Here is a 21,213-nt window from a genome sequence, read left to right on the forward strand (position 1 = left end):
AGCGGTTCGTAGCCGTCGCGGAGCACCCCGTCCGCCGGTCTCAAATCTCTGCGTTGGCAGGTCTCCCGGCTTGCGGAGCAGGTTTTCCCTTCGATCTCCACCTTCCCAACCCCTAACGGGTCAGTGGCTCTTGGAGATCTCTCCGGTCACGGTCGCGGGGGCGGCTGCGTATCAGGCTCAAGCTTCGAGGCCTAGAGCCCTATCGCATTCCCTCTTCGCCTGTCGTAGGACAGGAACCAACACCACCCCACCATTTGCCCAAGCGCGCAACTTGTCAAGCCAAAGGAACGTTCAGATGACGGGCAAATCTGATGCCGCTGAGGACGAAACCGTGATCTCCGAAACCTGGCTGGATGCCCGCCATGCGACCAAAAAGCGAAGCAAAAGTTGCGCGTGACCGGATGATGGCCGCCATGAGCGGCGAGAAGGGGCTCATCATCGTCCATACCGGCGCGGGCAAGGGGAAATCCTCGTCGGCTTTCGGCATGATCATGCGGTGCGTCGCGCATGGCTTTCCCTGCGCCGTCGTGCAATTGATCAAGGGGCATGGGACACCGGCGAGCGTCGCCTGACCGGACATTTTGGCGAACTGTGCCAGTTCCATGCGAAGGGTGAAGGCTGGGAAACACAGGACCGCCCGCGACATCGCGGCCGCCCGCGCCGCACGGGAGAAGGCCAAGCGACTTATCGCCGATCAAGCCCTGCGTATGGTCATTCTCGACGAGATCAACATTGCGCTTCGCTACGACTATCTCGAGATCGGAGAAGTCGTTGAATTCCTGAAGAATTCAAAGCCGCCGAGGACGCATATCGTCCTCACTGGGCGCAATGCCAAGCAAGAATTGATCGACGCGCCGACCTCGTCACCGAGACGACGCTGGTGAAGCATCCCTTCCGATCCGGCATCAAGGCTCAGCCCAGCGTCGAATTCTGAGAAGCAACCAAGAATCCGATTCCATGGCACGCGCATTGATGATCCAGGGGGCGGGCTCCGACGTGGGCAAGTCGCTCATTGTCGCCGGCCTTGCGGGCGGCGACCCGCCGCGGCTATCGGGTGCTTCCGTTCAAGCCGCAGAACATGTCGAACAATGCGGCCGGACTTCTGGTTCACGATGTGCTTGGCGAGATCGAGCATATTCGATTGCGCGCTGGTTGGAATTGATGCCTGGCCCGGCCGCCATGCTTGCGTTGGCGGCCACGGTTTTTGTCACCGGCGCCATACACGAGGACGGCCTTGCCGATACCGCCGACGGGCTCGGTGGAAGCCGGGCCGGAAGCTCGAGATCATGCGCGACAGCCGCATTGGGACTTACGGCGTGTGCGCGCTCGTGACATTGCTCGCCTTACGGTGGAGCGCGCTGGCGACCATTGCCGAGCCGCGACAGGTCGCGATCACCCTCCTCCTCGCGCATGCAGCAGCGCGCGCGGGCGTACCGGCGTTCATGCGGCCGGTCCCGCCGTCGAGATCGGATGGGCTTTCGGCCCAGGCCGGACGACCGCCATCGCAAAGTGCTCTCATCGCTCTTGGCTTCGCGGCGCTCTGCCTCGCTTCAGGTCTCGGACCGGGCAATGCGGTGCTTGTCCCAATCCTGCTTTCTCTGGCCGGGTGATGATGGCGTGGCTTGCCACACGACAAATCGGGGGCAAACGGGTGATATATTGGGCGCCTTCGTACAGATCGGCGAAATCGTCATGCTGCTGATCGCCGCATCACTATTTCATCCAGCACCGTGAGTCCCGATGGTTTCCTTCGACGAATCCTTTCGCCGGCAACTGCGTGAGCTGTTCGTATGGCGCCGCGACGTGCGGCGCTTTCGTGCCGATCCGCTCCCGAGCGGCACGATGGAGCGGCTTATCGAAATCGCCTGTCTCTCCCCGTCGGTCGGCCTGAGCCAACCCTGGCGATTCGTCATCGTCGAGGACAAAGCGAGGCGCCGCGACGCGATCGAGGATTTCAAGGCGTGCAACGCCGATGCGTTGCGATCCTATTCAGGCGAACGCGCGGCGCAGTATGCGATGCTCAAGCTCGCCGGCCTCGAAGAGGCGCCGGGTCACCTGGCCGTGTTCGCCGAAAAGGCCAGCGATATGGGCTATGGCCTCGGGCGAGCAACGATGCCGGAAACGGTCGAATATTCCGTCGTTGCGGCCATCTGCTCGATGTGGCTTGCCGCGCGCGCCGAAGGCCTCGGGCTTGGCTGGGTGTCGATCCTGAACCCAGCCCGCATCAACGAGATCCTTGAAGTGCCGGAGTCCTGGAAATTCATCGGCTATCTCTGCGTTGGCTATCCCCAGATCGACTTTGATCGACCCGAACTTGAACGCGCGAACTGGGAATATCGGCGAGCGTCGAAGGAATGTACGACTCGACGCTAACCCGTTGCGCCGCAGCGATCGGCCAAGACGAGAGATTTCAGGGATTGATCAGGGAACGTCGTGCGTCGTGCGGCGGGCGCTACTCGGGAGTAGCAGGCTTTCAGGTACATGGCGCGTGACATTGACGCAAAAGCCGCTCGCAAAACGTTTCTGGATGATCTTTGGCGTTGCGAGATAGCGCGCGGCGGGCATCAACGAAAACTAGCATTTAGGAGGAGGCGAGGCAATGAAGAAGCGAACTAACAGCAAGTCTGGTTTGACTCCCGAAGCTCGCGCATGGCTCGATGGTGAAGAACGCAAGGACTCTTTATGTTCCGCCCTGACGACGAGCTAGAGGCGTTGTGGAATGAGCACGGCTATCCTGACTCCATGTTCTGGCGGCGCGACATGTTACGGCCGATCACGCTAGACGCGTTGGAAGCAATCGAGAGCGCGTGGCTGAACAGCGGCGAGACCGACGAATACGGCTCGTACAGCTATTTTGTGTATCGATTCTACAGCGACGACGAAAAGCAAAACCTCTGGAACGAGCAGGCGAGAAAAAGAGATTTTTGTTGGCGCCTAGGAATGAGACGGCCGGAAGTAATCGGGGGCTGCAACCGAGGCAGATCCGCTAGCGTCAAGCGCATTGCCTCAGCTGGCCTCACTTTTGTACGAATTTTTGGTTCTACTTTTGTTTTTAACATGGAGAAGTTACAGTGGCGATGGGGACGGTAAAGTGGTTCAATTCAACTAAGGGGTATGGATTCATTCAGCCGGATGCTGGCGGCAGGGACGTCTTCGTTCATATTTCGGCAGTCGAAAAGGCAGGTTTCACCTCCCTCGCCGAAGGCGCCAAGGTTAGCTTTGATGTCGTCACAAGCCGAGGCAAAGAGTCAGCGGAAAACCTACGAATAGGCTGATTCATTCAGCTCATGGGCGGGCAACATCTACGGCTGGGACTCATCGAAGTAACTCGGTAAGAAGGGCCGTCGCCTTGGCGACCCTTTTTATTTCAAAGGCAATTCATGACCCACACACAACCCGCGACTCCTGTCGCGGAAACGGTGTCGACGCGACCCGCTAACCTATCGACGATGACCTAATCGGATACCTAGCCTTCGCGCCTTCTGGCGCAACGAGCCTTCGGTGCGCTTGGTTTGCTTTACGATCTTAGCTATGGGCGTCTTCGCCTTGGAATGCGCGCGTAGTTCTTTGACATCGGCCCTTGTATACTCGCGAGGAGCAATCTTTTTTGCCTGCTTCGCCATTGTCGTTCCTAGCTTTTTGCGAAACGGGTTTCTAACACGATCATCGAGAATGGCAATGTAGGCAACTCCAAAATTTCGCCGTTATTAGCGCCCTAGAGTTCATGAATCGTGCGTGACGAAGCCGGATGTAAGCTCGTCACGGCAAATGACTCAGAGCGGAAATCGCTCTGAGTCATTTTGCTTTTTGCGGGTTACGCCCGCTTGGGTTACACTCCCTTCTTCGCCTTCAGCGACCGGCTTGTCCGCTTTCTTCGTCCTCGGCCCTGGTAGAGTCGTTTTGGCGTTTTTGTACGTGATAGCTCGCAGCTTAGGATCCCTTACTCGCCGTCCAAAGAAAACGTTTGATTCCGGTCGGCACTTACGCTTTCGGCGGCCACTTCCGAAACTCGACGCCCTTTTCAGTGAACACGATTCCCGCCGCCGCCAGTTCATTCATCAAGACCGTCAGCGTCGCTTCGTGCGGTTCGCGCCTACCGGATTCAAGGCAGCGCAATGCCGCCCTCAACGGCGGCGACCACACGCCTACGAAGATCGACCGAAAGAGATGTTGCCATACCCGCCGGCCTCCTTCGCCAGCAGGCAGCTTGAATCAGAACCAGCCTGATTTGGGAATCCCAAACGATTCAACCTGTCGGAACCCGCTCTAATTCCAGTGGAGTGAGAAGATGCTGACAAGATCGTCGTGGTGCATCCATTCCCAACGGCAATGGCGGTTGGTCACGCCCATTTCCGTCACGCGACACGCCAACCTCACGATTGCCAGTCTGGCATGAAAGAACACCACCGCGTAAGCAATTCCAAGCCTAGCAATCGGGCCTCTGGAGGCAATGCTCGCGACCCTCTCGATCTGTGCGGAAAGATTCGATGTAGCCGCCGTGCCGCTGCGTGACGAAGACAGTCCTGCCGTCATTGCCGCCGAAGGCGAGGTTTGAAGGCTCTTTGCCCTTGAGTATGATTTCTCTCTGCACGGTCCCGTCAGGCGTTAAGACGGCAATTGATCCTTTCAGGATACGGGCAATCAGAAGTTTGCCGGCAATGTCTGTACGCACCCCATCGATCGTGTCGCGCTCGAATGTCTTGACGAGTTTTGGATTGGCGAGTTCGTTGCCGCGAATGTCATACGCCCATATTTGGCCACTGCCTGATTCCCCGACATAGAGAGTGTTTTCATCGGGACTCAGATCGATGCCGTTCGTTGTCCCCAGGGCGCGCGGCGCGGTCATGACCTAGCCCTGGACGGATCCTTCTGCTGTCTTCGCGATCCGCCAAATCTGGCCGCTGCGACCCTTCCAATTCGGATCGCTCGCGTAGACTGTGCCGTCGCGCGTGATGGTAATGTCGTTGGGTTGGTTCATGAGGTCGGAACGAAACCAGACCTCGGGTTTCATGCTGCCCTTCTTCATCACGAAGATGTTGTGGTTCTTGTAGTCCGCGATGAACATCGTCCCGTCGCGGGCGAAGCGAATCGAATTGCCGACGCTACCTTTAGGAAGATCGATGAACTTCCCGGAAGCCGCACTTCCGGGCGCAAGCTTTCCGATCGTGCCCTGCCTGCCGAGATTGACGACGAAGAGATTGCCGTCGAGATCAACGGCGGGCCCTTCGATGCCGAACGTGTATTCGCCCACCGGCGTGACCTGGACGCTTTCGAACAGCTTCTCTTCGGCCGGCGTAGATGTCGCCGCGGCCAGCATCAGAATTGCGCTACAGCAAAGGCACCAGAAGCTCCTGCCTGATGTAGTAGCCGTCTGCATCGGTACACTCGCCGTTGAGGAAAATATCGGCAGGCCGATAGAACCGGCTGAAGCCGGGTTTAGCTACGGCGTTCTTTTGTGTCACCACGACGACCTTTGTTGTCGGAATTTCGCCGCATTCCTTATCGGTCTTGCTGAAAAATGTCCTCTGAACGGTGCCGGGCTTGATCCTCATTCTTGTTCCGGGAACCATCGTGCCGGCCAGATAATCGGCAAGGTCCAAAACCCGGGCATAGCCCGGCTCCGTCTGCGGCAGCTTCTCACCGCCCGGCGGCATCAGCTTCTCCGTGCCAAATCCGCGCAGCCGGGTGCGTAGTTTGCGGGAGTCCGGGTCGCCCGGATAAATCCATCCGTCCTGCGTCAGCATGAAGCGCAGCACGGTTTGATCTTTCTCTGCGTCCGGCTGTCCCTGCTTCAGGCCAAAATCCGAATGGCATCCAACACAATGCTTCTCGATGAGCCCCGTCCGGATCGCGGTGAGCCGCGTCCGGTTCTTGGGATCGTTCGCGACGAAGTCCGCTAGCTCATCAATCTGTTGCGACGTCCGCATGCCGCATGGCAGCGAATCAGGCGGATCGCCCGAGGCCCGGTCGATGCGGATGACAGACTTGTTCTTGTCCTCGACGATCCAGATCGCGCCATCGGCCGCGACGGTCATGCCAACGGGCGCGCCTTGCGGCCGCGCGCCGTTCACCCTGTACCAGCCGGATATCAGCTCCTCATAGGCAGCGGCCGCGGCGTTCCCCGCGTCGGTCTGAAAGGCGCGGCTTGGCTCCGCGCCGCAGCTCACCTGATAGCGCACGGGCGGCGGGCTGACTTTCGGCAAGCCGTAGCCGTCAACATTGCAGATGAGAAGACGGCTTCCCGTCGGACGGTAGCCGTGCAGTCCGACGAGAAGCTTCCCCTCAAGCTCCGGAAACTTGCTGCCATGGTAGTACAGTATACCGAGTGGCGCGCCGTGCGGCGGCAGCAGCGTGTGCGGCGGCTTGTAGACCGCCGCGTTGTTGCAGAGATCCTTATAGGGCCCCGCCTGCAGCACGATCTTGAATTCGGGACTTGGCGTCGAAAGGTCGTAGCAATACGGCCAGCCGTAGTGCTTTCCCTTCTCGATCACATTGACTCCTCGTTGGGTTTGAAGATGTCCGGCAAGTCTCTCGCGTTCTCGCCTTGTAGGAAGGCATAGCCCGCGTCGGGGAAGCGGGGGTGGACGGCGAGCGCCATCGAGTTGCGGAGGCCCCGCGCGTAAATCTCGCGCGGCGGATTGGGATCGTTGGGCCTGAGAGCGGGGAAGACGCCCCCCGACGGCGGCGTGAACATCCAGATCGAAGCAAGAGGCGATGAGCCCTCGCCGGCCGGGCACGGCTTGGTGATCGGAGGCTTCGTGATGCAGTCGTCGCTGTGCGATCCGACATTGACGAATATGCGCCCCGTTTTGTCAAAGATGAAATGCTTGAGCGAATGGCTGCTCTCCGCGACTTTGGTCCCGTCGGGAAGCGCGATCCGGCGGCCCGGAAGGCCGTGAATGATCGTCTCAATCGTGCTCTTCGGGTCAGCCGCGAGCGGATCAAAACGAAAGATCGTCTCGGCCGTTGAAGCATAGACTTTCTTGTCGGGGCCGATCGCAAGACCGAACGGATACTCTAGGTCGGTGACAACTTCGTTGATCCGCCTGCCTTCCGCCGCGCGCGGGTCGAGCAGCAGCATCCGGCCATCCGAGCGATTCCACCCTCCCATGTCGGAAATAACGAATTGCTCGTGACCCGGGATTTGCACGATGGAACGCGGAAACCTCAGCCCGTCCTCTTCACTCAGGACCAGTCCCGCACAAAACCCCTTCTTCATGTCGATCTTCAGCCTGGGAAAAGACAGCCCTCGGCTGCCGCATTGCTCCGAACCGATTGCGTAGCCGCTCCTTCTTGCCGGCTCAGCCGACCAAGCCAGCGAACTGCAGAATGCGGCCGCAATCGCTAGAGTCGTCCGAATCCTCCAGCGATGGAAAGACAAGACGGTATCTACCTTCGTCATAAATGTCTCCGAACTGCGCGGCTAGGGTGACGATCTCGGCGCAAAAAAGATCGAGGCCACCGCAAGGGATCGAGAAAAGCCTTCATTGAGCAATTCTCTTGCAGACTGACCTCACAATCCCCCAAGGCAATGAACAAGGCCAGCCCCGATAGCGAAGCGGTCAACATGAGCATCTTGAGTCGCGTCAATACCTGAGCTCCTTGGCTTGGCTCTCGGTATTCGATGCGGCTGACCTTTTGCGCGCGATCCCAACGCGCGCTTCTGGGAAGATTTTATCGGTCGACCGACGTCGGTGACCTTGCGATCGAATCCGAGGTCGATGCGTAGCCGCCCAAACCTGTGACCGAACAACGGGTCTTCGCGCACCACGATCGCATCGCCGGTGTCGGGCCGATCGGTAGGAACTCTATTTCGATACGGCTTCCAGCGCGATCCTTGCCTTCAGTGCCGCGTCGATCTTGCGTCTCGTCTTCGTCGTCATCATGCGCTCCGTCTATCAAACGGAGCAGCCCCTTCCAACTAAGCACGTGGTCCCAAAACCGGGGTCCATTTCGGCTAGAGGTTAGCCCAAGATGTTTTTCGATTGCGGCAGTGAGCTCGATACCCTCAGCCGGGCGGTCGGAAATATGACCGGCTATTCCAAGGAGATCGACCATCTGCTTCAACGGGTTGGCTTGATTGACACACCTCTCCGGAAGCTGCGAACGTCAGACCGTTCGGGCTGAAAGGCCTCAACTAGAACTGGCACGGCGCTCGCAGGATTGCTGTCGCCACATACGAAAACATCGGCGGCAGCGTAGGACCTCTCAGGCCAAGTGTGTAAGGTAATGTGCGATTCAGCCAACAAGGCTATTGCGGAGACACCGTGACCCGGACCAAACTCATGAACCTGAAGGTGCAGTAATGTCGCACTCGCCGCACGGATGGCTTTTCGGATTGCCTCTTCCGCAACTGCCGGATCGTCGAGGTTCTTCGCTCCCCATAGGTCGATGAGCATATGCGTCGCACCGGTGGACAGAGCCGGTGAGGCTTCCTTCTCGTTATCGATAATCATTAAGCAATCTCCATTGAATTATCGGCCCAATAAGATGAGCCATTCGGGATTTAGGTGGCGAGGTGATCAGACGGCGTGGTTTGCCGGCACTTGCATGACCTCAATGCCGCCGTTGAATCCGACAACTGCGATGACCTTGGGCAACTGATTTGTGCCTTTGGGCCGCCGCCAGGTCCTTGATGCGGCGATCAGCAGGTTGAACACCATCGGCCTGACGGTGATTGGCGACAAGGAGCCCTTCGTCCGCACGGTTCTGCGTCGCCCGGTGGCGAACACGCTCTCGATGGGATCCGTGGTGCGCAAGTGATCCAATGATCGGCAATGAAATCGTAGAAGGCCAGCAGTGCGTCGCGATCCTTGACCAAGCATTCGACGACCCGGCCGTACTTGGCGCAATACTTCTCGGAAGACGTTGATCGCCCCTTCTGCGGATGCTCGGGTCGCGCCCAATAGACCTCGCGCAAATCTTTCTTCATGGTGGCCTGCACCGAGAGTGGGACCTTGTCCAGGACGTTCACGGTCTTGTGCACCCATCATCGCTGGTGGCGTGTGCCGGGAAAGACCTCGTCGAGCGCCTTGTAAAAGTCGAGCGTGCCGCCGCCCACATTGGCCAAACTCGTTGTTATTGATGACGTCGCCTCGATTGTTTTGCCAAGCCACGCCTCCCTTGAGGTAGGCCAGCGTGTGGCCTTGCCCGCCAAAAGCGTAACCGAGGCGACCGGCCCCGTTTGCGTTCAGTACTGTGCCGCAGGCGGCGGGGTAGGTATTTGTGCCGTTCGAGACAACACCGCTGGCATCGAGTTTGAGGCCACACAGCCAGCTATTCTTCTGCCAGTTGTAGCCGATCCGGCCGCTTGCCAGGAACACAGGACTATCGACGACGCCGCTGTAGGCTGACGGACCGTAGGGACTACTGAAGGATTTTTGGCCGTAACCACCGCCGACGTGCCCGCCTATATATCCTCCGGACCAGCTCCACAGGGCTGGTGGCAGTTGTATTGCTGGCTCAAGGTCCGCCGAATTGGCTGCACCGCTTGCAACCAGCGCAATCGTTGTCGCTCCCCAAAAACGAACTCCAGATCGCATCAAACACTCCGCGGCGCTCTCCCGATCCACAACCGAGCGCCTTCGAGCTGGCATCGGTGATCGCACTGCGAATGAAGCAAGCAGCGTGCCGCTTGGAAATTGAGGGGTCTCCAGCTACTTCGTACCCGGTGCATGCGTCAAGTTGTGGACAGTGGTCTTGAAGCTGACAATCACGCTGTAGCGCGTCCGACAGTATGCTGCGCAGCAGAAAGCCGCCTTTCCCGCTGCAGCAGTACGGAGACTTTTGTTGGCCTGGACAGAATTTCGATCTCACCTATCGAGGCTCATGCGAAACGGTGAAAGCCAATGGACATTACCGACGAGCGGAGCCGGCCTGGACGCTGGGCCCGTCTACCCGCACAGGGATCGCACCGGTTACGCCGCGCGTTATCGAACTCCGGCTCATGGGAAAAATCGTCACGAGCGATCAGTCACGCAACGCAGCACACGCAGGAAAGGCTCGTCATCAGCGTCTTCCACCTAACCACGAATACCCGCGCGGTAATAACAGTCCGGCTCCGGTTTCGCCGTAGTGCTAAGCGGCTTTGCCGCAACATTATTCGTATCGGTTCTGCTCTAGGCGGTGAGACGGAAGCTTCTTTGACGCGCGCGAAAATGATTTGCCGAGCATGCATCTCGTGGAGGCTACACTCAATTCCGGTTCGGAAAGCCGTATAGGTACGCCCTTTCGGGTAGACTGGACGTTGCCTGCGCGTCCACACCAAACGCTTCTGAGCGCGTTTTCGTGTGCACCAAGGCGGACGACTGCGAACATCAGCAGACCAAGGACCTCGCGGTGGATGATTTTGCATGCCCACGACACGTTACGCTGCCCATAGCTATCTCGTTATAGCCAAGAGCGTCAAAACGTTTGAGCGCTTAACGATTGCCCTTCAGCGGCTATGCAAACAACGCCGGCCTCGTGGAAACGGTAACACGCGTCTGTGTTGGTCCTTGCACAATCGATGTCGCCGCTTGGGCGCCGCAGGCATCTGCAGCCCGGCGAGCGCCAAGTCCGCTTTCATGAGGAGAGCACCAAACCATAGTCCAGGCGCCTACAAACGCAAGAAATCACAAGCCGGAACGAGTCTCTGGGCGCGTTGGTTGCGGGTACCATGCAGACTATCGCTCGTCTACTACAAGATCCGGTAGATGCCAACGCCAACTTGAGGCCCTAGCGTGCGCCGTGGTCCCCTACCGATCATCGAGGAAACAGTAGTGAACGCAAAGGATGGGAAGCTAAGAAACGGGCAAAACGGCACACTATGACCGGCAGACACCAGGGTGGCTACGCAATGCACACCCTCAATCAGGATCATCGGTGTTCTGCGTTAAGGGCCCCAGAAGGCGATGAATGAGGGGACGCGTATGCCTACCGGAAATCTATCCGGCAAAACTCAGTTTGTGGAACGTCAACCGATCGACGCGATCACGGCGATCGATCGCCTTGCAAGATCGGATCCGGAGAGGATTGCGCTGAGGTGCGGCGCAGACGAACTCACCTACAAGGCGCTGCGATTAAGATCGGATGCCCTCGCAAGGAGATTACGAGAGCATGGCGCTCAGGGTGCGGTCGTCGGCTATTGGGGTGAGCGGGACCTCGACTGGGGGACGGCGGTCGTCGCAATTTTGAAGGCCGGATCAACGTACCTACCGCTCGATCCATCGTTACCGGCTTCGCGTACATCGTTCATGATTGAGCAGAGTCGCTGCGCTCTGATTATTGGCCCGGACCAGCAGGATTCGCCCAGCCTGTTCCAGGCGAGCAGCAAAGGCACCACGCAATTCATGCCGATAGAGGCGGCGCTCCGTGAGGGCCAGACTTCGTCTTTCGTGCCATCATCGAGCGCGGATGGACTCGCCTACATTCTGTTTACGTCTGGTTCGACGGGCCAGCCTAAGGGCGCAATGATCGCGCGCGCAGCCCTAAACAATCATTTGGCGGCAAAGATTGATGCCCTACCCCTCACTCAGACGGATTGCATCGCGCAGACCGCATCGCACTGCTTTGACATCTCGCTGTGGCAGCTTCTGGCAGGGCTTTGCGTCGGAGGCTGTATCGCGATCATTGATGATGCGACACTGAAATCGCCAGTATCCCTTCTCAAAGCAATTCAAGGATACGGCGTGTCGGTTGTTCAATTCGTTCCGTCTATGCTTGCAATATTTGTTGAATATCTGCAGTCGCTTGCGGCGGCTGAGCGAGCTCTGGACAGTCTGCGGATTATTTCTACGGTTGGAGAACCTCTAACACCCGGACTGGCGCGCGCGTGGCTTGCCTTATATCCGCGGGTCCCCATTCTCAACCACTACGGGCCGACCGAGTGCGCGGACGGCGTTACGCATAATCTGGTTTCCGTACCGCCTGCGGTGGCTGACACTTATGTGCCGATCGGCAGGCCGATTTCTAACCTTGAGGTTTATGTCGCCGACGGATCGCGGCTATGCAACACGGGAGAGGTCGGTGAAATCTGTGTTGGCGGCGTTGGTGTCGCTGCTGGTTACGTCAATGACGATGTCCGCACCAAGGATGCCTTTGGGCCAAACCCGTTCTCGAACGACCCCTCGTTCCGGCGCCTATACAGGACAGGTGATCTCGGGCGCATTCGTTCCGATGGCCTTTTGGAATGTCTCGGTCGACGGGACCGTCAGGTCAAAATCCGTGGGCACAGAATTGAGCTGGGAGAAATCGAGGCCCGCCTCTCCGCTCATCATTTGGTACGTGGCGCCGTCGCGGTCGCCTCCGTCTGCGCAGGCGTAAAGCTTATGGCGAGAGACATAACCAGTGCCGAGGGGGAAACTGGATCGAGACGACTCATCGCGTATGTGTCAGCTCCGGCTGAAGTGACGGAAGGCGAGCTTCAGAACTTTCTTGCCGAAGCGCTTCCCACCTACATGCTCCCAGAAAGGATCATCCACGTCGCCGGTATTCCACGGACCAGAAACGGAAAGGTCGATTTTGGAGCATTGCCGGACCCGACCAGTGTTCGCCCTCCATTACCGACGCCATTCGAGGGGCCGCGAACAGAGCTCGAAGCCCAGCTGTGTCAAATTTGGTCCGGCGTTCTGCGTATTGAGAACATTGGCGTGAATGACCAGTTCATAAACCTCGGCGGAGACTCGCTCCGGGCAATGCTCATATTGGGCCAATTGCAGACCCAGCTCGGAGTGAGAACGGATTTCAGGCTGGTCCTGAATGGAACGATACGATCTCTTGGGGCTTCGATCTCGACCCGATTCGAATTCAAACCGTGCACAGCCCCGACGTACGGAAAGCTCACGCGATCGCCTCTGACGCGAGTTCAGGAGCACCTATGGTTTCTCTCCCAGCTCGATCCGTCTGCTAGGAACTACATCATTCAAGGCGGCCTACGAATAAGAGGCATCATCGATCTGGCCGCGTTCAATCGCGCCTGGACCGATGTCGTTCATTTCCATCAGGCACTTTCGGCACGCTTCATCGACGAGGACGGTCCGGTTCAGCTTTTTGAGGCTCCGCAATGCGCACGTCTTGAATTGGCTGATGCATCTCATCTCACGGCGCAGGAAGCTGAGGAGCTGATCGCAGAGTTACGCCGAACAGAGTTGAACGGCAGCTTTGATCTCAGACAAGGCCATCTGTTTCGCGCGCGCATGATTCGTTTTGGTCCTGACAACCATCTCATACTGATCACCGCTCACGAAATTATTATCGATGCCTGGTCGATCTCCGTTCTGCTCAGGGACCTTCGACAAACGTACGTAGATGCCGCGGCGTTTTTGCCAGAGAACCGCGCCTCACTCTCGACCTACGCGGTCTGGGAAAAACAACACGCTTCTCCAGAGGCGCTGGCGAACCAACGTAGCTATTGGCGCCGTCAGATTGGTGATGATCCGCCGGTGCTTTCGCTTGGAACGGGACGAGCGCGGCCGCAGACAAATTCCCACCGCGGCGCCTCGCATGCGGTGCTGCTTGGCAGAGAGCTCTCCAATCAGGTACGGGAGTTTGCGCGCCGACATAGGTGCACCACGTCGACAACCCTCCTCGCATGCTTCAAGCTGCTGCTGCAAATGTATAGCGGTCAGGACGATATTATCATTGGCATACCGCACGTCGTACGGGATCAACCTAGCAGCGCTGACATTGTTGGCTTTTTCCTGAATATGCTGCCAATCCGCACCGCGATCGATGTCGGCCAGTCCTTTGCGGTTCATGCCTTGCGCATCCAGGGCCTGGTCAGCGATGCCATCGCAAATTCGGCATATCCGTTCGGCTGGATGGTAAGGGATACCCGGCTATATCGCGAAGCGGGACGATCACCGATCTTCCAGGTCATGTTCAACATGTACTCCGAGGCCGCGGAGCCACCTGGCCAACATGAGTTGGATCTGAGATTCCGCGAATACGATACCGGCTATGTAAAATTCGATCTGACATTGTACGCACAAGATCAGGGCGATGAAATTGCCCTCCAGCTAGCGTATGCGGGGGACATATTTTCCAGCGATCTGATTGTCCGCATGGCCGACAATCTGCGGTGTCTGATTGCAGCCTGCGTTGAGAAGCCCCTTGCGCCCATTAAAGATCTGAGCTGCCTCAGCGCGTCGGACGTCACTATGCTGGACTCGCTGGATGGCTCGGCGCAGCCATATGAGACTGAATGTCCGCTCGTCGAAGCGTTCGAGCAAATCAGCGTCTCTAATCGCAGCCAGGTGGCATATTTTGGTGATTTCGGTGAGATCACATTTGGCCAGCTGCGTGAGCGCGTAACAGCAATCAGGTCGTTACTGCGGGCTTCTGACGTGGGGGCTGGCGATATGGTCGCCATGCTGGTCGACCGGTCGCCTGACGTGGCCGCTGTTATTCTTGCGGCACGAGCCTTGCAGTCCATCGTTGTCCCCATATCGCCGGATTATCCGCGTGATCGGATCGAACATATCCTGCGAGATAGTCAGGCAAAGCTTTTGGTTCACGCAAATACCACAGACCTTGGTTTTGAAATGCCGTCGATTTGTCTATTGACGCTAGAATGGTGCGGCGCGCCCGCGCACGATTTTGAGTGCAGCGACAAACCATCAGATCAGGGAATTGCAAGCCTTATATACACGTCGTCCTCAACCGGAAAGGCGAAGGGGGTCCTTATACCGGAATCGGCAATTCTCAATCGACTGAACTGGATGTGGCGAAGCGCTCCCTTCGACGGTACCGACGTGATGGTTGTCCAGAAGTCCGCCTCACTTGTTGCGTCTGCTTGGGAGTATTTTGGGGGGCTTCTGAGAGGTGTGTCCGCGCTGATCCTGACCCGAAAGCAGTTGCTGGATCCAGATCTGTTGTTGAGCACGTTGGCGAGACATCGCGTGACACACTTATTTGCCTCACCGCCACTCCTGTCCGGCCTCATTGCTTCCCAAGAACGGCAGCCGCGACCGACTGCCTTGCGGTTGGTCACAAGCAGCGCCGAACCGATGCCTTCCTCGCTCCCCGTTCGCTGGCGTGCGTATTTCCCGGACGTGCCGTTGTGGAACTTCTATGGTGCTACGGAATGTGCGTCCAACGCCGCAGTCTACAAGACATCGGATGCCGACGACGGCTCGTCGCTCGTCCCGGTTGGGCGCCCGATCAATAACGTCAAACTCTATGTGCTCGATTCCCGGTTGAAGAGAGTCCCCGTCGGAGCCACCGGCGAACTCTGCATCGCTGGACGCTGCGTGAGCGCTGGGTACTGGCGGGATCAGGAGCGGACAAGCCGTTGTTTCGTGCCGAATCCTTATGGTGACGGACAATACAGCGTTCTTTATCGAAGCGGCGATATCGCACGCATCTCAACCAGAGGCCTTCTCGAGATTTGTGGCCGATCGGACAATCAGATCAAGGTACGGGGCTATCGCATTGAGCTGGAGGAGGTCGAAAAGGCCCTTGAGTCTCATCCGGCAATCGCAAAGGCCGCGGTCGTCGCAGAAGGCATGGATGACCATCGTCGCTTGATCGCCAGCGTGATTCCCGCTCGCGACCGTCTAAGCTCTGGAGATATTGTCACCCACCTGCGGCACACATTGCCGTCCTACATGATTCCCACCGCCTTCCGTTTGGTTGACAGTATCCCCGTTACGACGAACGGAAAGATAGATCGTGCTCGCCTGTCGTCCGTTCGTTACCACGAGGTCGGGCCTGATCCGTCTGCTGAGCCCCGTACGAGGAAGGAGCGTATTCTTGCTGGGATCTGGCAGGATCTATTAGGCGCCAAGTCGGTCGGAATTGATCGGAGCTTCTTTGATATCGGCGGAGACTCTCTTCTGAGCGTGCGCTGCGTCACGCTGGCGCGCAAAGCCGGGCTGACTCTTACTGTTGACCAACTCTATCGAACACCGACCATTAGGGAATTGGCGGCAGATGGAGCGGCGGTTGCAATCCCTACCTTCCCTTCCGCAGATGGCTCATTGCCAGTTATCCCCGCAATCGCATCTTGGAACCCTCTTGTCGGCTTCGATGAGCACTACAACATAGGCGATCTGTTCTTCCTGCCCGGCGGCGTCCTGAATATCCAGCTGCTGGAGCGCGCCCTTGCCCATGTCATGGATAGGCACGAAGGCCTCAGGCTCCGTATTGCCCGAACCGACGATGGTCTACGTCTGACGATCGGAGCTTCCGTGGCCGAACGCCTCGTGGAGGAGATCCATCTTGTCGGAATGACCAGCCTACGGCAGCGTAAGGCAATCGAGAGCATCTCAGCAAGACGTCAACATATGTTTCGGTTTGACGGCCAGACGCCTCTTGTTAACGTCACAGTGTTCCGCACATCGGAAAGCGGCGATTGCTATCTGCTGGTTCTGATGCATCATTTCGTAGCCGACGGGATAGGCTATCGACTGTTCCTGGAAGCATTGGATGCGGCGTACAACGCCCTTGCCTCAGGCCACGCTGTGAGTAGTCCCGAGAACATACAAATGCTCTCTCCATGGTTAAAGCGCCTTGAGCACTACGCGAACAGCGAAGCGCCAGCCGAACTCGAATACTGGGAGAGGATTGACTACCATCAGTTCAATTTGCACGTCAGCGACACGTCATCGGGCGGCGCGAGCTTTTCGGAACTGACCGCGAGAGAGCTTCACTATGCACGCCTTGAAGGTCGCATGGATGAAGCGAATTGCCGATCCCTTTGGGAAGATCAGGCCAAGTACCATCTGGAGATTGACAAAGAAGCGACAGCTGATCTCCTCAATATTGCAGCCAGATCGGCGCATTGTCAGGACTTTGACGTGTTTCTTACCGCCATATCTGGCGCCTGTGGACGCGTTTTCGGCAACTATTCGCTCTGGATTGATAGCCTTACCTCGACCCGAGGTCGGCTGTTCGACGATCTCGATCCATCGCAGATCATCGGCCATATCAGCGAGCTCGTTCCGCTTCCCTTGGGTCTCACCGGAACGGAGCCCCGTCTCGATCGTGCTCGTTCAATATACCGCCAGCGCAATGCCCTGCCGCGCAGGGGAATAGGCTTTCGGGCCATGAAATTCCTAAACCGAGATCCAGCCGTGCGGAGCCGGATCGATCGTCTGCCCTTACCCAGAATAGGAGTGAATTATCGAGCGGGTTTGCAGCGCCATTTTCCTCGCCGTCTCCTAGCCAAGGAACCTTGTCCACTCTGGATCGGCGAAGACATGGATGAAGCGGCCGTGAGTCACCTCTTCTGGTTCGATGTCGGTTATCAAGCCGGCCATCTACAGATCGAAACGAGGTATGATCCAACCCAGGTCGGCTATGAGGTGACCCGTAATCTTTGCACGGTGTTGCAACAGGAGCTGTTGCAGACGATCAGCGAATTCGGAAGAGCTGGCGACACTTTCATCCATGAATGAGCCGGATGCGGAACTCGCCATCGAGAACAATCGCGATGGGATGGCAAAGAAGAAACAGCACATCGATCTATCGGATCCTAATCTGTCGAGCCTTATCCTGCGGCTCGCCATTCCGTCTATTGTTGGTTTATCGATCAACGCGTTACAGCAGGTCGTCAACGCGATCTTTGTTGGCGCACTTGGCGCGCAGGCGATCGCAGCTGTCAGCATGACCTTGCCTGTCGTGGTCCTGCTCACGGCAGTCGGTCAGGGGATCGGTGTTGGAACAGCGTCGTTCATATCTCGGCATCTTGGTGCTGGTGAGTACCTGGAGGCGAGTCGAGGCGCGAGTACTGCACTCGCGCTCGCCGCTCCGATCGGTATCATGTTTACGGCTGCTCTGCTTCTCAACCTGCGAGGGATCTTTGCGACGCTCGGGGCAACTCCAACCATCATGCCCGTGGCGCTCGACTATGCGGCGACGCTTTTGTTCGGATACACCCTGATGCTTCTAAACATCATTAACGGCTTCATCGTCAGAGCCGAGGGCAACACACGATTCAGCATGTGGACGATGATCACCGCCTTCATGCTGAATGGCATGCTCGATCCGGCCTTCATCTTCTTACTAGACCTCGGTGTGCGAGGCGCAGCCCTCGCAACACTGGTATCTCAGATAGCCGCTATTAGCCTTTATATCGCGTATTTTTCGAAGCGACGCGGGATAGTCCTCGTCAAGATATCTAACATCTCATTGCGAACAAGTCGCATCAGACAGCTCGCGTTCATAGGAGCGCCAGCAACCATGACAAGTATTTTATCAGCCATTGCCTCTATGCTCTTGTACGGAGCTGCTGCGCCGTTCGGCGACGATTCCATCGCGGCCGTAGGAATAGCCGTGCGATTTCTGACGATCGGCGCACTACCTGTCACCGGCCTTTGTATAGGCTCTCAAGCTATCCTGGGTTTCGGTTGGGGCGCAGGCGACTTTGCTCGCGTATTGAAGGCCGCGAAGTTCATACTCTCCATGACTGTCGCCCTTTCGGTTGCGTACTCTGCGGCCGTTGTGATTTTTGCCCGACCCTTGGTCGGGCTGTTCAGCGATAGCGAGAAGGTTACGGAAATTGCCGTCTCGACCTGTATCGTCTTCCATTTCTTTTTTGGGCTTTTTGGTATTGAGAGTTTCGTGACGACGATGCTTCAGTCGTTCGGGAGAGCACGCCTTAGTCTGGTTGTGTCCTTGGCGAGGCACGGCTATCTCTTCATACCGGCCGTACTGTTGTTCCCGGTCATATCGGGTTTCAACGGACTGTTGGCCAGTCAGGCAATCGCTGAGCTCGGCGCCGGAGTGATCGCGCTGTTTGTCATGTTCCACCAGTTCGCTGAGCTCAGACGAGCGCTCCGGCACCCAACTTCAAGAGCGATCGAGATCGCGGGTTGACCTGCCAACGGACATCATCGGGGCCTAGCATTGAGCCTACATAGCCGGAGAGGTGTTGCGCTCCAAGGAATGACGAGCGTATATGCGGGGCGTGAAACACGGCAGGTTCAATACTTATTCTGGATAGCCAGGATGCGCAGATGCCAATGGAAGAAGCAGCGATGACCACTGCGGCTCCGTCCACGGTGCCCGATGCGCTCCCGATGACGCTTAGCGGCTTCGAAAGCGGGGAAGCAGCACACACATTTGCCGGGAGGCTGCAAGCCTACCTGCATGTGATCGGGGAACGCTTGGATTTGGAACGTTTGGATGCAGTGTGCGTCGCGTACAATTATCAAGAGGCGCTAGCAAACGTTGACAGGGGTGTTGAGGAACAGCAACCCTCACCCCAACGTCGGCGGCCTACGGCCTGGGCGTTGCAATGACCCCAGCCGTACTACGGAACTGAGTTGTCAAAGCTCATATGGTCTACGATGCCAATGTTGTACGTGGGATCGAGGCTGCTGAGATTAATCGCGAGCTTTTTCACCTCATCGCGCATGAGAGCAGCCACGTCCATGACCTGAAAGCACGCGACGAAGCGTTCCCGAACGTTTTGATGCAGACGCGATACTCAAACCCTTGGCGTAATGTTCTCGGTAGCACTGCTGCTGCATGCTGGGACGAATACGCGGCGAGCTACTTCAGCGCGCAATTTTCTGTCGACGAAACGACGGACAATCTAGCGGAACTCTTTTCGGCGTCCCTCAACAAATACATTGCCGCTGAAATGCCGGCGCTCAGCGAGATTCCGGAGGCCGATCGGCAGCTTGTGGCTGATCTAACGCATGGTCAGCAGGTCAATCGCGTCGGGCTTCTGTTCGAACGCCTTTTGACATTGTTTGACGCAGGAGCTGGTGGCGGACTTGTCGATTCTGACTTCGACGGCGCGAGAGTCGACTCTCAAGGCCATGACAAGGAATGGGGCGGCACGGATCACGGTGCGATTGCGTTCGATCCCCTTGTGCGTCCCGTAAAAGGCCTGGCTGAGGCGCGCGCATTGCTTGCGGAAATCGCTAAACAGGGTGAAGGCCATCAAGCCGGGCCGATCGCATCACACTTCCAGCGATTTTTGTCCATTTACAAGAAGCTGGAGCAGTTCAAGGAAAGCAAGTCTATCTTCATCGCGTGCCGACTAACCCGACGACCGAACTGTCGCGGCCGGGCGTTTCGCCCATCGTAGCCCCACGCCCGCGCGCTTGGGCGCAGTTGTTGAACCTTCGTTATCGGCTGTTACTGGGGTATCTCTGGCATTTCCTGAGTTCGGATGGAGACCTTTTTTCACCGAACGGAAGTCGTACGAGTCACGGCTGGCTGGTCAGCGCAACTTTCAGCGAAATGAGCCATCTGAAGTCCATCGGCGAGTTGCTGGTCGAACTTGATCTTGAGGAAAGCGGACTTAAGGCAGGTCCGCCATATGAACTATCTTACAATCTCACCCTGCCCGAACGCGAAATGGATCGGTGGCGAGCTCACCTCGACGTCGTCAGCGCCGCGAGCAATCTTTCCCAGCTCCTGCAAATAATGCTTGACGAGAACGCAGTGAGCTTTGCCAAAGAGCAAGCCATACTCGCAGCATTGATCGACCGCGACAGCAACACGCGCATGGAGCTCGAAGAGCTCCGTAAGGAGAACCCGCCTCCGTCGCCTGAAGGATTTGCGAAAAGCGGTTGCGCCGAGATTCGGTCAGCCGGGTCCCCGGTTCTTTGGAGAATCTTGAGATTGGCAAATTCGGCTTTCCAACTGATCGCACTCGGAGCCAGTCCCAGATCGGAAACTTGCAAGCGCAGCAAAACAGAGCGCGTAGACCGTGTCTTCCGTGCCACCGTCCGCATTCTTAGGATCGATCAGCTCGGCGTCGGACAACGAGTGGACGATCGTCTTCACAAAGTGCCGCATGAACGGATCCACGATCGAGCCGTAGAGTGCGTCGTCCACCGCAACCCGGATGTCCTCGCTTCCTGTCGCGTTCACGGCGGTCACATCTCGCGCATGATCGGTCCGATCCCGAGCAGGACCGGCGAAGCACCATAGAAACAAGGCGTCGAACTCGTCCAGGTTGAATTTCGGCGGAATGACTGCGGATTCCAATGATCGCGCGCAGGTATTCCAATCTGATGCCGCGCAGCGTTCCGATCTGATCGCGCGCAGGTGAAGTACCCGATCGTTAAAGGCAAATTGGCACTATCGTTAGCCCGTGGTCAAGCGGCTGCCGAAGAGATCGCGCCTGGTGTTTGATGGTGTTGCTCGACGGAGCGAAGCTGACCGGACGCGCACCCCCAACAGTGCCGTAGCGGCCGGTCAGCTTCGCGGGCTGCGGTCTCGGTCTTCATCGGCCGACGATGTGATCAAGGCCGAGGAAGAACGGGCTGGCGA

At 57.6% G+C, this 21,213-nt stretch carries 9 protein-coding genes, 6 pseudogenes and 1 riboswitch; of the genes and pseudogenes, 10 read left to right on the top strand and 5 right to left on the bottom strand.

Going from position 1 to position 21,213, the window contains the following annotated elements; translation table 11 throughout:
* Positions 1-38: 38 nt before the first annotated feature.
* Positions 39-256, bottom strand: a riboswitch (cobalamin riboswitch).
* 18 nt (positions 257-274) lie between these two features.
* Complete coding sequence (locus tag J6497_RS42475) at positions 275-604, bottom strand: hypothetical protein (RefSeq protein WP_446479934.1); 330 nt, start codon at positions 602-604, stop codon at positions 275-277.
* Between J6497_RS42475 and J6497_RS42480 the strand changes: the two are divergent.
* The 6 genes and pseudogenes from J6497_RS42480 to J6497_RS34615 all read left to right on the top strand — a co-directional run bounded on the left by J6497_RS42480 (position 603) and on the right by J6497_RS34615 (position 3,275).
* Positions 603-934: pseudogene (locus J6497_RS42480) on the top strand (cob(I)yrinic acid a,c-diamide adenosyltransferase). The gene J6497_RS42475 and the pseudogene J6497_RS42480 overlap by 2 nt on opposite strands.
* A 23-nt stretch (positions 935-957) precedes the next feature.
* Positions 958-1,096, top strand: a pseudogene (locus J6497_RS34595) (nucleotide-binding protein); the annotation flags it as partial.
* Positions 1,097-1,179: 83 nt separating this feature from the next.
* Positions 1,180-1,610: pseudogene (locus J6497_RS34600) on the top strand (adenosylcobinamide-GDP ribazoletransferase).
* Between the two features lie 130 nt (positions 1,611-1,740).
* Entirely contained in the window at positions 1,741-2,373 is a 633-nt protein-coding gene (bluB, locus tag J6497_RS34605) for a 5,6-dimethylbenzimidazole synthase (RefSeq protein WP_225708691.1), read from the top strand.
* A 309-nt stretch (positions 2,374-2,682) separates the two neighbouring features.
* Positions 2,683-3,090, top strand: a complete 408-nt coding sequence (locus tag J6497_RS34610) for a hypothetical protein (protein WP_225708692.1) — start codon at positions 2,683-2,685, stop codon at positions 3,088-3,090.
* A complete protein-coding gene (locus J6497_RS34615) occupies positions 3,072-3,275 on the top strand; it encodes a cold-shock protein (RefSeq protein WP_225708693.1) in 204 nt (67 codons plus the stop codon). Before J6497_RS34610 ends, J6497_RS34615 begins: the two co-directional genes overlap by 19 nt.
* A 1,151-nt stretch (positions 3,276-4,426) precedes the next feature.
* On the opposite strand, the pseudogene J6497_RS34620 reads toward J6497_RS34615, so the two are convergent.
* The 4 genes and pseudogenes from J6497_RS34620 to J6497_RS34635 all read right to left on the bottom strand — a co-directional run.
* Positions 4,427-5,317 (bottom strand): annotated as a pseudogene (locus J6497_RS34620) (SMP-30/gluconolactonase/LRE family protein).
* Positions 5,318-5,327: 10 nt separating this feature from the next.
* Positions 5,328-7,402: pseudogene (locus J6497_RS34625) on the bottom strand (PQQ-dependent sugar dehydrogenase).
* Between the two features lie 661 nt (positions 7,403-8,063).
* Positions 8,064-8,456 (bottom strand): adenosylmethionine decarboxylase, encoded by a 393-nt coding sequence (gene speD, locus J6497_RS34630; RefSeq protein ID WP_225708694.1) that lies wholly within the window; start codon positions 8,454-8,456, stop codon positions 8,064-8,066.
* A 66-nt stretch (positions 8,457-8,522) separates the two neighbouring features.
* A pseudogene (locus tag J6497_RS34635) lies at positions 8,523-9,085 on the bottom strand (transposase); the annotation flags it as partial.
* Between the two features lie 1,825 nt (positions 9,086-10,910).
* On the opposite strand from J6497_RS34635, the gene J6497_RS34640 reads away from it, so the two are divergent.
* From J6497_RS34640 to J6497_RS34655, 4 genes are all read left to right on the top strand, one after another.
* Positions 10,911-17,378, top strand: coding sequence for a non-ribosomal peptide synthetase (locus J6497_RS34640; RefSeq protein ID WP_225708695.1), 6,468 nt, complete (start codon positions 10,911-10,913; stop codon positions 17,376-17,378).
* Positions 17,371-18,798, top strand: a complete 1,428-nt coding sequence (locus tag J6497_RS34645) for an MATE family efflux transporter (protein WP_225708696.1) — start codon at positions 17,371-17,373, stop codon at positions 18,796-18,798. Before J6497_RS34640 ends, J6497_RS34645 begins: the two co-directional genes overlap by 8 nt.
* 463 nt (positions 18,799-19,261) lie before the next feature.
* The gene (locus tag J6497_RS34650; RefSeq protein WP_225708697.1) at positions 19,262-20,020 is read left to right on the top strand and encodes a ferritin-like domain-containing protein; all 759 of its coding nucleotides are present in this window, start codon (positions 19,262-19,264) and stop codon (positions 20,018-20,020) included.
* Positions 20,021-20,049: 29 nt separating this feature from the next.
* Positions 20,050-20,871: a hypothetical protein gene (locus J6497_RS34655; protein WP_225708698.1), complete on the top strand. Its 822-nt coding sequence runs from the start codon at positions 20,050-20,052 to the stop codon at positions 20,869-20,871.
* Positions 20,872-21,213: the final 342 nt, after the last annotated feature.

The sequence above is a fragment of the Bradyrhizobium cenepequi genome, assembly GCF_020329485.1.
Classification (GTDB): Bacteria; Pseudomonadota; Alphaproteobacteria; order Rhizobiales; family Xanthobacteraceae; genus Bradyrhizobium; species Bradyrhizobium cenepequi.